Raw genomic sequence first — 15,193 nt, forward strand, 5'->3', positions numbered from 1 at the left:
GTTATTTAATGAAATCGTTGAGCTTAAAGATGGTATCTGAGCAAGCAGATGCTGCACTTATTACCATTCGTGATCCCAGTCAACCACAAAGAAGAAAAGGTATTAACGGTAATGAAAGAGGCAATAGTGATCTTGCCACCATAAACTCGCATTAAGAACGAAATACCTGGAAGCTAAAGCTGAAATTTTGTTTCGATAGATGAAACTGCAGCTTTTAATACAGCAAAGAAATTTAACATTCCCGATATGCACTTTTAGCTTCTACTCGATAGTAGTGAGAACAGACGCTAACTGAAGAAATTAAGACAGCACTTGAAACATTATCACAAGGGGGATTGGAGTGAGTGGCTTTACATCTACAAACACTTTACCTGCTTTATTTATAGCTGAAGAACCAATGATCAAACAAAATCTCCATTTAGAAATAATCAGATGCTTTATTAGCAATGCAGAAGTAGATGTTAATACTCAAGGAATAAATGGCAAAACTGCTCTTCATTATGCTATAGAATCTGATGATTTAGCTTTAGTAGATCTCTTATTTAACAAGAAAAACGTTAATCCTTTCATTAAAGATGATGCAGGTAAAGCTCCGCTTGATTATGCCCAAGGAAAAAACAAAACAAGGGTACTACAAGCTTTAATTAATAACAAATATGGACCTGATGGAGATAGCCTACTTCATTTAGCAGCAGCAATTGGTGAAGTTAAAGCAGTAAGATATTTAATTGAAAAAGGGGTAGATGTTAACTTACGCAATGCTGCGCACCATACTTCCTTACACTTAGCCGCAGGAGCAGGACATAAAAATATTGTTGAAATCTTAGTAAGAGAAGGGAGAGCAGAAATCGATGTTTTTGATGCAAGAAATCAAACTCCTTTACATTACGCTGTAAATAATAAGAGACTAAGAACAGTAGAGCTGTTAATTAAGCTTAAGGCCAATGTCAACGCAATCAGTGTTGGTCAAAGTTCCACAGGATTATCACCACTTCATATTGCAGTAAGTAATAGCAGTTACGATGAAAGAGATCTCTGCCTTGATGTAGTTAAGTGTTTAATCAGTACTCCTGAGTGTAGAGTTAATCCGCAAGATCATGAGAACCAAACTCCTTTGCACTATGCTGTAGATGGTGATGGGTTAAATACTACAGATGTTCTCCTTACCAGAAAAGATATAGACCCACTGATGAAAGATGATAATGGTAAGACTCCATTTGAATATGCGGTTGAGGAAAATAAGCAGGAGATAGTAAAGGTCTTAAGAGAAAACAGATACGGAATTGATAATAACCATCTATTACATTTAGCGGCGCAAAAAGGATACACTGAAATTATCGATATTCTGATAAGAACTGGGAAAGATATTAATGTTTTAAATAATAAAAGCCAATCACCAATATATTTTGCCGCAGAGCAAGGACATTTAAATGCGGTAGAGTTACTACTTAAAAAAGGAGCAAGTCCTGCAGTTGCCCTTCACTGTGCAATTAGAACAAATAACTTAGAGTTACTTAAGGTCTTACTGATCAGAAAAGATGTAGATCTATTTGGCAGGGATAATGAAGGCAAAACTCCTATAGATTATGCGAAAGAAAATCTTGTGATGTTTCACATGCTTAATAAATGTGCAGAAGTAATAGAAAAGAGAAATAGTCATAATAAAAAGGTTAAGCTCTGTACAGTTCTTACTCTTGCAGTTATAGGTTCAGTAACAGTGGTTCTTACTATAGCAGTAGGAATGTATACCACCATAGCTGGAGTATTCACAACAGTTGCTATAGTTGTTTTGAGTCAACTTGTGCAAAGATCAATTGATAGTAACTGTCAGCAAGGGGTTTTAAAAGCGCTGGCAGAAGCAGAGACCAATAAAGAACCTGCTACTTTAATTGATTATGATGAGCGAGAAAATCCATGGCAATCAAATAATTTGGTGCTAATGCAATAGCAGTAGTTTTTATGCCGGACTAAAACCCGATCCACTGCTTAAGGTATCACAGTGGGCAAATGAATATTTCACAAACGGCATCATCAGAACCAGGGAAATGGCGAACAGCAAGAACTCCTTATTTAAAAGAGATCATCTCTCTCCTTCATCTGCCGTTGAGAATTTATGAAGGGAGCACAAATTGGGGGAACAGAAGCTGGGAATAACTGGATCGGCTATATCATCGATCAAACTCCAGGGCCAATGCTAGTAGTACAACCAACTGTGGAGATGGGAAAGCGTTGGTCTAAAGGAAGATTTGCTCCCCTGATTGAAATGTTTAAAGAGTAAGGTTAAAGATCCAAGAGCAAGAGATTCAGGTAATACAGTACAGAGTAAAGAGTTCCCAGGAGGCATGGTAGTGATAACTGGAGCTAACAGTAGCGTTGGCTTAAGATCTATGCCAGTTAAATACTTATTCTTAGATGAGATTGATCAGGCGATTCTGGGGGTGAGGGTGATCCAGTACTTTTAAGCATTGCGCGTACTAACACTTTTACGAGGAGAAAGATCTTTTTAGTGTCAACACTAACAGTGCATGGGATTAGCAGGATCGAAAAAGAGTTTGAAGCTTCTGATAAGCGTTATTTCTTCGTTCCTTGCCCACATTGTAATTATTATCAAATCTTAAAATGGTCGCAAATTAAATGGGAAGACAAGGAGCCAGCTTCAGCACATTATGTTTGTAGTGAATGTAGTGGTAAAATAGAAAATCATCAAAAAACAGAAATGTTAAGTCAAGGAGAATGGCGAGGCACAAACATTACAGCAAATAACAAAACAGTAGGCTCTCGAGTCTATATAGCCCGGTTGGTTGGTATAGTTGGAGTCAAGCAGTAGAAGACTTTCTCCATAGTAAAGATAATGAACAATTGCTAAAAGTATGGATAAATACCACCCTCGGAGAAACCTGGGTTGATCGTGGAGGAGTACCAGATTGGAAGCATCTTTTTCAGCGTCGAGAAGATTATTTGATTGGTACAGTACCTCAAGGTGAAGTAGTCTTAACTGCTGGGGTTGATGTGCAGAAGGACAGAATAGAGGTAGAAGTTGTTGCTTGGGGTAGAAATAGAGAAAGTTGGTCGATTGATTATCAAGTGTTTGAAGGCGATCCTGGACGTGGTGCTGTGTGGAACAAGTTATCAGAACTACTTGGTAACCATTTTTTAGGTAACGATGGTTTGGAATACATAATCAGTATGATGGCAGTAGATGCGGGATATGCAACACAAGAAGTTTATAATTGGATCAGAAGTCATCAAGGATGTGGAAGAGTAATGGCAGTTAAAGGAGTAAATAAAGCTCTATTAGTAATCCAAGTAAAGTTTGTGGCTGGACAAAAATTGTGTCAAACTCTGGCCCATAGAATACTCAAATCCGAGCTCTTCCAATTACTTAAACTTCTGGAAAATGAAGAAGGATTTCCCCCTGGACACTGTCACTTCCCTCAGCTGAATATTTTAAACAACTAACAGCTAATTACTAAAGTAGTTAAATAAACAAGAATGGCAAGAGAGCGTAATTTGATTGTCGAGTTTATGCAAATCCATTACCATGGGGCTGGACAGAAAATAAATGGAGTAGTTTAGTGGGTTAAGAATCAAAAGAAATCAGCAAACCAAGTAAGTGGATAGAGCCAAATGTACAATAGTGAGTATCTAGTTCAAGTTGAACGAGCCATACAAAAGCTACAAAATGGTGAAAGAGTAGTGTCAATTGCTTATGGTGACCATGTGGTGAGATATGCAGAAGTTCAGATAAATGATCTACTAAATTTAAGACAACGTATCAAAGCTGAGCTTAAGGTTGCTGGGAAAAGAAGGATTGTTTTTTCTACTGGTAATGTGAAGTTTATTGAAAAGTTAAAAGAAATGTTATATAATTAATGTAAATTTTCTTGGTTAAATGTTATGGTGCAAGGTCAAAAAAAGCTCAATATCAATGTAAGTTTTGACAATGAATTGGCTCAATATCTTACAGATATGGCAGAGATGCAAAATAAGACTATACAAGAAGTTTTAGTGGATTTCGTGGAAGAAGGGTTTGAAGCAGATGAAGGAGAAATAGCATTAGTTAAACTTTCTCTAGAACGTGATACTTCAGGTGCAAAAAGAGTCAAATACGAAGATGTTAAGTGGAGATAAAGCCTTACGATATTGATTTTTTAGAAGATGTTATTGAGAGAGATCTTGCAGCACTTCCAGTAACAATAGAATCAAGAATAAGTAAAGCTATACAAACACGTCTTAGAGTTAACCCTGATAAGTTAGGAAAGCCATTGTCTTATAAGTTAAAAGGGTATTTTAGTTTGCGTATTGGTGACTACCGTATAATTTATCGTATAGAAGTTCCAGAGCATAAAGTACTTATAACTGCAATAGGGCATAGGAAAGAAATTTACAAACGTATTCAAAAATAAATAGTAGTATTTGTATGTGTAGTGCATACATAAAAGTTATCAAATTGTTGACCAATTTATAACTTTATCTGGCTTAGAACCAGGAACTATGCAATTACTTGATCCAGGAGAAGATATAAAGTTTTCTGAACCATCAGATGTTGGTGGTAGCTACGAGGCATTCATGAGACAACAACTCCGAGCTATTGCTATTGGCATGGGGATTACTTATGAACAACTCACTGGAGATTTAACTAATGTCAATTATTCATCAATTCGAGCAGGGCTAATAGAGTTTCGTCGTCGGTGCTCAATGTTACAGCATAATATCATGGTCTTTCAATTTTGCCGTCCAGTATGGAATAGATGGCTAGAGTTAGCACTACTCTCTGGAGCAATTAAAGAAACAACTAAAGAGAATAGCCAAACATTAAAGGATGTAAAATGGATACCACAAGGGTTTGATTGGGTTGACCCACTTAAGGATCAGCAAGCACAGCAGATGGCAGTAAGAAACGGGTTTAAAAGTAGAGCAGAGGTAGTTTCAGAACTTGGCTATGATATAGAAGAAATTGACCAGGAGATTGCCGAAGATCATAAACGTGCTGATTACTTTAACCTGAATTTTGATTCTGATTGTCGGATAGATATTAAGCAAAAAGGAAATTAAATTTATGGAGAGTTCTCTATTACTAAGCAAACCACTGATGCTGGAACCGAGAAGTTTTGAATTATTATCATTACACAGCAAGAAATTACCAATCTTTAAGAATTTAAAACATACGGCGGACAAGCAAGAGGGTGCTGCTATTATCCCCATTTATGGAATTCTGACTAAAAACCCTGAAGCTTTTGATGATGTTTTAGGGATGACCTCATATGAAAGAATCTATGAGCAAGTAGAAGAAGCTTTAGCAGATAGTAGTATAGAGACTATTTTACTTGATATCGATAGCCCTGGGGGAGAAGTAAATGGAGTATTTGATTTAGCTGATTTTATCTATAATGCTAGGTCAAAAAAAGAGATTATTGCAACTGTAAGTGGTGATGCTTATTCTGCTGCCTATGCTATTGCTTCAAGCGCTGAGAAGATTTTGATCACTAGAACTTCAGGGGTTGGTAGCATTGGGGTTATTGCCAGTCATATCGATCAGAGCAGTTTTGATGAGAAACAAGGTTTAAAATACACCACAGTTTTTGCTGGTAAAAGAAAGAATGATTTAAATCCACATCAGCCAATAACTTCTGAAAGTCTTGAAAATTTACAGGAAGAAGTAAACCGTCTATATGAGATGCTGGCTAATGTTATCGCACGTAATCGCAACCTTTCTATAGAAGCGATAAAAAATACTGAGGCCGGACTTTATTTTGGTAAAAGTGCAATAGATATTGGTTTAGCAGATGAAATAACAACATTTTCTGATTTGAAAGAAAAAATATTTGTCAACAAACAAAGGAGTTTTATTATGACAGAACAAACTATAGCTAAAGAACAAATGATAAATTCCGAAGATTTAATTGATCAAGGTAAGCGCATAGGTTACGAGCAGTGTCGAAATGAAATTTTAGAAATGATACGTTTATGTAACTTATCACGTATGCCAGAGAGGTTAGGAGAATTTATTGAGCAGAATATAAGTGCGGTTGAAGCAAGAGAGATTTTAATGACCACCCTTGCCCAACAAGCAACAAAAACTGAAATTTTAAGTACTTTGCCAACAGACATGCAAGAAGATCTGGTAATACAGGTAGCTAAATCTCGTCAATCTGCATAGCTAATAATAAAAGGAGACAATATTTATGAGTTGTATAACAGAAGCTAATAATTTAGGTGATCTATTAAAATATGAAGCATCAAACATCTATTCACGTGATCAAGTAACAGTCGCCAAAGGACAAAATCTGAGTTTAGGAGCTGTGGTTAGCAAAAAAACAGATGATGGCTTAATTAAGGTTTTAAATCCAACTGCTACAGACGGTACTCAAATTGCTATTGGTGTAGTAATAAGTGATGTGGATGCAAAAGCAGCAGATACCAAAGCAGTGATAATTACACGTATTGCCCTGCTAGCTGATTGTATTTTAGTTTGGCCAACAAATATTACTGAAGAACAAAAAAGTAAGGCCATAAAGCAACTTGAAGAGCGTGGCATTATTATAAGAAAAGGGGTATAGAATTATGCAAAATCCATTCACAAATCCAGCGTTTAGCATGACAGCGCTTACTGGTGCAATAAATATTTTGCCAATCAATTATGGTCGTACTGAAAACTTAAAGTTATTTCCCAGTAAAGCAGTAAGATTCCGTCATATTACCATAGAAGAGCAAAATGGAGTTTTAAGTTTACTGCCAACCCAACTACCTGGAGCACCAGCAACTGTAGGAAAAAGAGGAAAAAGAAAAGTAAGAACCTTTACCATTCCCCATATTCCTCATGATGATGTGGTATTACCAGAAGAGGTACAAGGAATACGTGCATTTGGCTCAGAGAATGAACTTAAAGCGTTAGCTGACGTTATCACAGATCATTTGCAATCAATGAGAAATAAACATGCAATCACTCTAGAGCATCTGCGTATGGGAGCATTAAAGGGTATTATTCTTGATGCTGATGGCTCTGAATTACTCAACTTATATACAGAATTTGAGATTACACCAAAGGTGGTAAACTTTGCTCTTAGCACTGCAACCACAGATGTAAAACGTAAGTGTATGGAAGTATTGCGCCATATTGAAGATAACTTAAGTGGTGAGTATATGACCGAGGTTCATGCACTGGTTAGTCCTGAGTTTTTTGATGCTTTAACTTCACACCAAAAAGTAAAAGAAGCCTATGAAAGATGGCAAGAAGGAGCAGCGCTTCGCAATGATATGAGATCAGGATTTACTTTTTGTGGTATTACTTTTGAAGAGTATCGAGGACAAGCAACTGATCCTGATGGCAATGTAAGAAGGTTTATTGAAAAAGATACCGGACATTGTTTTCCCATGGGAACGGCGAACACATTTACCACTTATTTTGCCCCAGCAGATTTTAATGAAACTGTAAATACTTTAGGACAACCACTTTATGCAAAACAACAACCAAGAAGATTTGATTGGGTTTCCTATGCGTCACAGATCAGGAGTATTAGTAAAGCTTGATATGTTTAAATGTTAGAGAACGTAAAGCAGAAATTGTAGTCTGTCAGAGAAATTATTACCTTAATGTGATAGTAGACAATTTTTATCTATATTAAAATTGAGTTTAGCTATCTAAAGCTTGTAGTATACCAAAAATACTATAACCTTTGAATTAGTATGGTTTGAAGAGGGATGATGAGGATAAAAGATGAGCTTTTTGAAGCCACACTCAATGGTGATACAAATCTAGTTAAAGAACTATTGCGTTCAATAAGTGGTGATGTTAATATCAAAGACGATGAAGGGGATACACTTTTGCACGTAGCTGTTTTACATCGGCACTATAGTTTAATAGGAACATTAGTAAGATTGGGAGCTAAAATTGATATACAAAATGATTATGGATGGACCCCTCTACATTTAGCAGTTTTGATTAATGAGATCAACATGGTTTCTGCTTTATTAGAATTATGTGCATTCCGGTATATACAAGATAAAGATGGTTATCTTCCCATTCATCTAGCTGCAGAGCAAGGTTATCCAGATGTAGTTGAGGGTCTGCTTGATAAATATACTATAAATGCAATAAATTCTTCTGGGTTTACCTCTCTGCATTTAGCTGCGCAAGAAGGGCATTATAGTGTGATTGAAATACTGTACTATAATGCAGTGGATATTAACGCAAAAGATAAAGAAGGCAATACTGCTTTAATGATTGCAACCAAAAATAATCATATATCAACAGTTACGTTTTTACTAGAATGTGGAGCAGATTATAGTCAAAAAAATCGTTATGGACAAACATTCAGTGCATTTGCAGCTACAGAAGAAATGAGAAATATAGTACATAAGTATGATAAATTCTCAAAGATATCAATAGATATAAGCTCGCTTGTCCATAAAGATTCAACGTACAAACGCAAAAGGGAGTCAAACACATTAGATAGCTGTAGTGAATCTTTTTACATATTAGATATGAGTTCAAATAAATCTTCATTCCAATCTAACAGTATTAGCATGTTTAACATAAGCTCATCTGGATCTAATATAGATGAATCTTTAGTATCTACTGTGTCTAAATGTCAAAAATTTTTAAGCACATTAGAAAGCTTATCAAGTTTAAGTGTGACTGAACATAATTCTTCTAAATCATCTACTGTACAAAATATTAAAAAGTAAATATTATAGATCTTGCTGATTGAGATTTCTGTGAAATTACGCTCAAAGTCAAGTTTAGAGATAACTCAAGATGGTATTAGGTTAAATGCTCAAAGAATCGATCTCAACTAAGGAAGATATGTTTATAGGTAAATCGGTTGTGCGGGTAGGAGATGATTGTGAAGAAGATGTACCACACTTTAGCACCCATGGAAGTAGTAATGTATTTGTTAACGGCAAACCTATTGCAAGAAAATCTGATAATTTTACAGAAAATAAAGTGTTAATTCAAGGATCAGCTACTGTTTTTGCTAATGGCCTTGGTATAGCAAGAGTGGGAGATTTAGTCTCTTGTGGATTTGAAGTAATAAGTGGTAGTAATAATGTATTTTCTGATTAAAACATGAGAGGAATGAATGTCAGTGATGGTAAGGTATTAGAAGGGTTAGAGCATTTAAAGCAATCGATAGTTGATATTCTAACCACACCAATTGGCAGTAGGGTTATGAGAAGAGACTATGGCTCTAGACTATTTGAACTTATAGATGGACCTACAAATCGAAACTTGGAGATCTATGCAGCAGTTGCTGAAGCTTTAGCCAAATGGGAAAGAAGATTTAAACTTGATAGAGTTAAAGTTACAGAAGTGAGTGAAGGTAAGGTTATTTTATCACTTGAAGGAAAGTATCTGCCAAAAGGGAAGAATGTTTTTTTTGCCAATATTAGCTTACAATAGAGGAAATGGAAAAAACACCAAATGTAATTGAACCACTAAATTTTGAAGAGATCTTATCACGGATGAATGCGGAATTAGTAAACTAACTTTTCTGCATTAGTTGAAAGCGATAAAGATTTTAGAAATTGGAGAGAGCTTTTGCTAAGACAGAGAATTAACGAAGTGCTAATTTACTAGCTTTTGCCACAGTTGAGCATTTAGCTGAGTTTTATGGAGTTGAGCGTAAAGGTGCAGAGAATGATGAGCATTTAAGAAAAAGAGTTAAAGCTAAGGCTGGGGAGCTGCAGGAAGTAAAATCGCTATCACGCCCTATCAGCTGATATTAGAGTTAAAGATGCTTTAACCTATTCCTGGTAGTGTCGAGATTGCTATATTATCTACGGAAGGGATACCCTCTGACGAACTGTTAAGTATTGTCAGAGAACAAGTAACCAAATAAGAATTTTAACTGATACAGTAACAGTTGTAATATCATTCCAGTTGATATCTCTGCCAAAATTGATAGATACTATTGAAAACATAAAATATACAAAAGTTTGAATCTACTAAAAGGTTGGGTTGGAATGTAACCAGATCATTTTTTACAGAAGGTGTGGAGAATTTATAGAGCCAAAAGAAGATATAAGGGCAATGAAATTAGGTAATTTTAAGATTGAGAAATCCCTAAAACATATACGTCTGTGAGCAGGCAGGATGGTATGTATTATCTCTTTTTTACTCATCAAATAGAAATAACAATATAAAATCTATTCTAACAAATTCAAATGAAAGCTGCTCTATTACCCCCTAATTCATCGGCGACAGAAAAAGCGATAGTAGAAGCAATTAATTATCCTTTAGACGTGAGTTGCATTAGAGGATTTAAGTTTAATTTTAAGAAAGAAATACTACCATGGCTGGTTGATGAGTACGGCCTAGAAGAGATTCTTTACTGGGTAGCTGATAAAAGAAAAGCAATTAAGGAAGGAATAGAGTTCCAACGTTTAAGAGGAACACCAGCTTCACTTAAAATGGCATTAAAATATTGATACCATCACCATTGAAGAAAGTTCTTTGAATTGCAAATAATTTCTTTATTGATACAGTGATAGCTTTAACTAAGCTGGCATTACCAGTAAGATCACGGCTGATGAGGATGTACAATGATCACTACAATGCTCAAAGGTTTATATTGGATGCAAGCTTATGGGGAGATCTTCTTTCTCTGGGATAAAGGTTATAAAAGATGGTCCAGTGCTGTCATTCGGTAGAGTTAATTACTTTGAATCTAAAAGTCCACTTATTAAGATGACTGTTTACGTGATCATTATGAGCAAGCAATGATTTATATCGTTTAGATGTTTGGAGAAACAGAACTAAGAATTATCATAGTGTCTGCAAGCGCCAACACCAGTGGCACAACTTTCAAGCTTATTACCACAAACCTTATTGCCACAGATCAAATTTGCTAAAAGTGTTGTCAGATATTAGAAGACGTAAATGCTTGTTTTCCTCTGATGAAGAGGTAGACTTTCTTTGGGAAATTTCAATGAAATTTAAAATATAAGCCAATTTTAGAAAGATTCAGTATCACTATGAAGCAATCATGATCATAGGAGATATAACTTAGCAATGTTTATCTTAAGAGTGATTTAGACTCAAAGCAAAATTCGTGAATTAGAAATGCAGTATTTTACCTTGGTTGGCACCAACATAAACATTTAAATGGTCCGATGTTAGATCTGTAGATATTAAATATATATATGAATATTACAATATATACTATTTTAGTACTACTATAAGCAACTTGACTTCTAATTTAGCTTAAGGACTACTGTGAAGTATAGCAGTAAACATTAGAAAACTCTCTGTCGCTGAAGAAGCTAATTTTTAAGGGGAAAAAATGGATACATCTGTAATTAAAGAAGTGATGTCTCTAGAAAGTAAAACATTAATAGAACTGAGAGAGATGTGGAGGAGACTTTTTAATACTCACCATATTCAAAAAGATATTTAATACCAATTATAGATTACAAGATATATCAGATAAAGCCGAGAAAAAACTTAGCTGATCAAATGGAAGAAAGTAAATAGTAAGATAGCCCATATCAGGTTATTCGTCAGTATCGAGGATGAAGTAATAGTAACTGATATAGGATATGTTTATAAGGGACAGCAGTATAAATCATTGTCTAAAATAGCAGGACTGGCAATAGCTACAATGGTCCTTTATTTTTTGGCATGCGTAAAAAGTCACCTACAAGGAAAAATGCTTAAAGAAGTTATTAAAGAGATAAAATTATACCAGAAAATCATGTGAGGAAGGATTAGAGCAAGCATTCAATAGTCTCGATGCTCAACGTTTAGCTGGGGAAAGTTATATTCAAAGTCAGCAGCATGAGGGGTGGATTTTAGTAGATAAAAAGTATGATGATGGTGGTTATAGTGGTGGCACTTTAGAGAGACCAGCTCTGCAAGAACTATTTAAGGATATCGAGAATGCTAAGATTGATTGTATTGTGGTTTATAAAATAGATCGTCTCTCTCGGTCTCTACTTGATTTTGCTAAAATAGTGGATTTGTTTGATAAGCATAAAGTAACATTTGTTTCAGTAACACAGTCTTTCAATACCGTAAATTCAATGGAATATAGTCTTAAGTTTTGCTCAATATGAAAGAGGGAGAAAGAATTAGAGATAAAACAGAAAGGTATATGGATGGGAGGAAAAGCACCAATTGGTTACAATGTAGAAGACCGTAAGCTTATTATCAATCAAGAGGAGACAGAGGTAGTAAGATATATCTTCAATCGATTTATAGGTTTAAAATCAGCAGCTGCCGTTGCTAGAGAATTAAATAACCAAGGATATAAAACTAAAGCAGAAAAACCATTTAAAATTGCTACAGTAGGAGGCATCCTCACTAATACTACTTATATTGGCTATATTACTCATAGAGGCAACCGGACAACATCAGGCAATAATTAATAAGGGGATAAGGTACAAGAGGTTTTTATTAAACGTGAAGGGATAAAGCCTAAAGAAGAATATAAATTAAAGGTTTTGTGGTAGTTGTAAATCAGTAATGAATATACCAAGAAGAAAAGTAAGAGGTATTGTTATTATGTTTGCAACAGTCATATAAGAGGTGCTTATTAAGTAGTATAGCTGCAGGAGAGATAGAGAGTAATACAAATTCGCTTATTACTTAAAAATCCAATAAGAGAATGCAAATTTTAGATGATAAAAAAATCTCTCAATTACAAAAGATAGTTGGGACAATTTATTTCCAAGAGAAGATTATTCGGAAAAAGCTATAAGAGTAAATGAAGATGAAGCTGCATTAATCCTACAGAACTTTGCTGGGAATACTGAGGAAGGACCAGATAGTAACATAGAAAACGAGGAAATATCCTTATTTATGCCATTAAAATTTAAACAGATCAAGCAGTAATATTACTCCCCGAATTTAAAGAAGAAAAAAATATAAATTACACCTTACTTAAGGCGTTAGTAAATGTGGCAAAGACAATTAACTTATGGTAAATGTGGAACTATAAATATTCACAACAGGATCAAAATATCCGCAATGAAATTGAACTTTCTTTCACCTAAAATCAAAGAAGATATTTTAAATGGCTCAGCAGACTTACTGCCTAACTTTTCCAGTATAAGAAATATACCAATATTATGGCATGAACAAGAGAAGATTTTTTACGAACAGTAGTGATTGCAGTTTATTCTGTAAATCTAAGTATTAACATCTTCTGTACTTTAATGAATATCTTATAAATAAAAAACATCAAAAAATAAGATAAATATAAGTTGACTTAAGTATAAATAGATGGATACCACTGAAGATATCAAATCTAAAATTTATATGCTACTTGAGAGGTCAACTTTGTATGAATAATAATGGTAATGGAAACAAAAATGGAAAAAGAAGAAGTTGAAGCACGTATATTATCTAGCAGGGGTAGGTCATTGTTTGATTACGAAATACTTGAGTTAATTTTATACTCCACTTATCGTAAAACAAGAAGTTGCAGAAAAATTTTGTTCAATAACGTAGGAAAATGCAGATTTTCATGAACTAAAAATGGGGTGAATAGTTTAGCAATAGCAATAATTTTTTGCATAAAGGAAACTTTAGAGAGAACATTAAGAGAAGACCTACAAAAACTACCAATAACATAGAAAAGTTAATTGAATACCTTAAATAGGTCAGATAAGTAAAGAAAACTTTCGAATTTAAATAAAAGACATCGTTTAATTGATGAATATATCCAAGATACTAGACCACTGTATACAAGAGAAGTTATAAAAAGGGCATTACTAGTAGGAGCGACTTCTATAATTATATCGCACAATCACCCGAGCGGCAGTCTCACAAAATGACATAGAAAACAGATTTCTGTAGCCTGCCATAGTATCGGCATAGAAGTTGTGGATCATATCATCATTACTGAGATTCTCCTCTTCAACTAAAGAAAATAAGAGTGTTAATTTTGGATTAGCTAAGTAGAATGCACACAATTATAATTTTGAAAATTTCGAATTTCTCTGTTGAAATGCCCCAGTTTTGATTAAAATGAATGAGCTGCATGCATAAATTTTCTTCTACATCATTGGATAAAGCATATGATATTTTTAAAATTTTCGTAATTTAAACACTGATCAGTTTATTGTCAATTTTACGTCTTATGTAGTAAAAAAGAAGTTCAAATCTGGTCATTGAGTATATGTAAGACAATTGGAAATGATCGAGCAATACCTGTTCTAGGTCATAATCTATGAGCATTCCTTGAGGGATATCATATATGGCAAATTATCCTCACTATTTAAACACCGATATTTTAGATACTTTTTAATCTTCTTACCCAAGAAAGTGTGCATTATAGATTATTGTTAAAATTATATGATATTAGCATAAATTAATTTATTTATTCTTAATAGATGTCAACATATTAATTACTTAATATCTTTTACAGAGCATAGATGAACAATGATGCAAGTACTATCCAAACAGGATAAAAGACAGCAATATCTACACTCAAAGTTTTTTATAGCAAGCAGTGAAGGTATGTCAACTAGTGAAATCATGGAGATTATATTGTATAGGGCACAACCAAATGTTAGAGAAATTGTATACAGGTTAATGGATAAGCTAGGTAGTATTACTAAGATCTTTAATTTATGACTTAAAGAGCATAGAAGGTGTAAATGACGCATTCTATATTATGTGCGAAAGAAATTTTAAAACACAGGAAGAGATAGATGCATTGCCCATTGTTAGTAATTGGAGTAAACTAATAGATTACTTAACGGTTAGTGTGGGAATGTATGACAAGATGAATTTTCGTGTTTGAATAAAAAATATCGCATAATTGCTGATGAGTTACAAAGATGTGGAACAGTAGATCACTCTACATTAGAAATATTATAAAAAGAGTTTAAGAGCAACATCGATTATAGTAAGTCATAACCACTTAAGCGGCAATTTCAGAGGATGATATAGATATTACAAAATTTAGCGTGCCATTGTATGCAGATCGAGTTTTTGGATCACATAATCCTAAAAGATATTTTAGTTTTAAAGAAAAAGATAGATAGCGATATAACTGTACTAAATTTATGCTTAAAATTGCCACTTGGAACCTATACGCAAACGGATTGATCAACTCTGCAGCTTTGTTACTGAAGATGAAATTGATATTATAATGTTACAAATGTACAAATGAGCAGTGAACAAATAGAGCAATTAGGTTATAGATGTATAGTTCATGGAGAAAAGGCAAGAAACGGTGTGGCA

At 34.3% G+C, this 15,193-nt stretch carries 17 protein-coding genes and 5 pseudogenes; all 22 read left to right on the forward strand.

Annotated features, from left to right (window positions below; all coding sequences use genetic code 11):
* The first annotated feature begins 8 nt into the window (after window positions 1–8).
* The 22 genes and pseudogenes from AACL09_RS05055 (at window position 9) to AACL09_RS05165 (ending at window position 14,750) form a co-directional block, all read left to right on the forward strand.
* Window positions 9–155, forward strand: a complete 147-nt coding sequence (locus AACL09_RS05055) for a hypothetical protein (protein ID WP_339047311.1) — start codon at window positions 9–11, stop codon at window positions 153–155.
* Window positions 156–340: 185 nt separating this feature from the next.
* Window positions 341–1,948, forward strand: coding sequence for an ankyrin repeat domain-containing protein (locus AACL09_RS05060; protein ID WP_339047483.1), 1,608 nt, complete (start codon window positions 341–343; stop codon window positions 1,946–1,948).
* Window positions 1,949–1,982: 34 nt separating this feature from the next.
* Window positions 1,983–3,584 (forward strand): annotated as a pseudogene (locus tag AACL09_RS06520) (phage terminase large subunit family protein).
* A gap of 43 nt (window positions 3,585–3,627) precedes the next feature.
* Window positions 3,628–3,873 (forward strand): gpW family head-tail joining protein, encoded by a 246-nt coding sequence (gene gpW, locus AACL09_RS05085; protein WP_339047490.1) that lies wholly within the window; start codon window positions 3,628–3,630, stop codon window positions 3,871–3,873.
* Window positions 3,874–3,897: 24 nt separating this feature from the next.
* The gene (locus tag AACL09_RS05090; protein WP_339047492.1) at window positions 3,898–4,131 is read left to right on the forward strand and encodes a hypothetical protein; all 234 of its coding nucleotides are present in this window, start codon (window positions 3,898–3,900) and stop codon (window positions 4,129–4,131) included.
* Entirely contained in the window at window positions 4,122–4,406 is a 285-nt protein-coding gene (locus AACL09_RS05095) for a type II toxin-antitoxin system RelE/ParE family toxin (protein ID WP_339047494.1), read from the forward strand. The genes AACL09_RS05090 and AACL09_RS05095 overlap by 10 nt, the downstream gene beginning before the upstream one ends.
* Window positions 4,407–4,455: 49 nt before the next feature.
* A pseudogene (locus AACL09_RS05100) lies at window positions 4,456–5,055 on the forward strand (phage portal protein); the annotation flags it as partial.
* A 4-nt stretch (window positions 5,056–5,059) separates the two neighbouring features.
* Window positions 5,060–6,160 carry a S49 family peptidase gene (locus AACL09_RS05105; protein ID WP_339047496.1) on the forward strand — a complete coding sequence of 367 codons (1,101 nt, stop codon included), beginning with the start codon at window positions 5,060–5,062 and terminating at the stop codon, window positions 6,158–6,160.
* A gap of 25 nt (window positions 6,161–6,185) precedes the next feature.
* Window positions 6,186–6,560, forward strand: coding sequence for a head decoration protein (locus AACL09_RS05110; RefSeq protein ID WP_339047498.1), 375 nt, complete (start codon window positions 6,186–6,188; stop codon window positions 6,558–6,560).
* A gap of 4 nt (window positions 6,561–6,564) precedes the next feature.
* A pseudogene (locus AACL09_RS05115) lies at window positions 6,565–7,546 on the forward strand (major capsid protein).
* 158 nt (window positions 7,547–7,704) lie between these two features.
* Window positions 7,705–8,688 (forward strand): ankyrin repeat domain-containing protein, encoded by a 984-nt coding sequence (locus AACL09_RS05120; RefSeq protein ID WP_339047502.1) that lies wholly within the window; start codon window positions 7,705–7,707, stop codon window positions 8,686–8,688.
* A 124-nt stretch (window positions 8,689–8,812) separates the two neighbouring features.
* A complete protein-coding gene (locus AACL09_RS05125; protein WP_339049033.1) occupies window positions 8,813–9,067 on the forward strand; it encodes a PAAR domain-containing protein in 255 nt (84 codons plus the stop codon).
* A gap of 3 nt (window positions 9,068–9,070) precedes the next feature.
* Window positions 9,071–9,403 (forward strand): GPW/gp25 family protein, encoded by a 333-nt coding sequence (locus tag AACL09_RS05130; RefSeq protein WP_339047504.1) that lies wholly within the window; start codon window positions 9,071–9,073, stop codon window positions 9,401–9,403.
* A 5-nt stretch (window positions 9,404–9,408) separates the two neighbouring features.
* Window positions 9,409–10,087, forward strand: a pseudogene (locus tag AACL09_RS05135) (baseplate assembly protein J).
* 80 nt (window positions 10,088–10,167) lie between these two features.
* Window positions 10,168–10,431 (forward strand): phage tail protein, encoded by a 264-nt coding sequence (locus AACL09_RS05140; protein WP_339046892.1) that lies wholly within the window; start codon window positions 10,168–10,170, stop codon window positions 10,429–10,431.
* Between the two features lie 157 nt (window positions 10,432–10,588).
* Window positions 10,589–10,726: a hypothetical protein gene (locus tag AACL09_RS05145; RefSeq protein ID WP_339046895.1), complete on the forward strand. Its 138-nt coding sequence runs from the start codon at window positions 10,589–10,591 to the stop codon at window positions 10,724–10,726.
* Window positions 10,727–11,742: 1,016 nt separating this feature from the next.
* A pseudogene (locus AACL09_RS06525) lies at window positions 11,743–12,057 on the forward strand (recombinase family protein); the annotation flags it as partial.
* A gap of 42 nt (window positions 12,058–12,099) precedes the next feature.
* Entirely contained in the window at window positions 12,100–12,369 is a 270-nt protein-coding gene (locus tag AACL09_RS05150) for a recombinase family protein (RefSeq protein WP_339046897.1), read from the forward strand.
* 927 nt (window positions 12,370–13,296) lie between these two features.
* Window positions 13,297–13,473, forward strand: coding sequence for a hypothetical protein (locus AACL09_RS05155; RefSeq protein WP_339046899.1), 177 nt, complete (start codon window positions 13,297–13,299; stop codon window positions 13,471–13,473).
* Window positions 13,474–13,701: 228 nt separating this feature from the next.
* Complete coding sequence (locus tag AACL09_RS06530; protein WP_410519829.1) at window positions 13,702–13,779, forward strand: JAB domain-containing protein; 78 nt, start codon at window positions 13,702–13,704, stop codon at window positions 13,777–13,779.
* A 607-nt stretch (window positions 13,780–14,386) separates the two neighbouring features.
* Window positions 14,387–14,581, forward strand: coding sequence for a hypothetical protein (locus AACL09_RS05160; RefSeq protein ID WP_339046901.1), 195 nt, complete (start codon window positions 14,387–14,389; stop codon window positions 14,579–14,581).
* A gap of 40 nt (window positions 14,582–14,621) precedes the next feature.
* The gene (locus AACL09_RS05165; protein ID WP_339046903.1) at window positions 14,622–14,750 is read left to right on the forward strand and encodes a hypothetical protein; all 129 of its coding nucleotides are present in this window, start codon (window positions 14,622–14,624) and stop codon (window positions 14,748–14,750) included.
* The last annotated feature ends 443 nt before the right edge of the window (window positions 14,751–15,193 follow it).

This window comes from Candidatus Mesenet endosymbiont of Phosphuga atrata, from assembly GCF_964020175.1.
Classification (GTDB): Bacteria; Pseudomonadota; Alphaproteobacteria; order Rickettsiales; family Anaplasmataceae; genus Mesenet.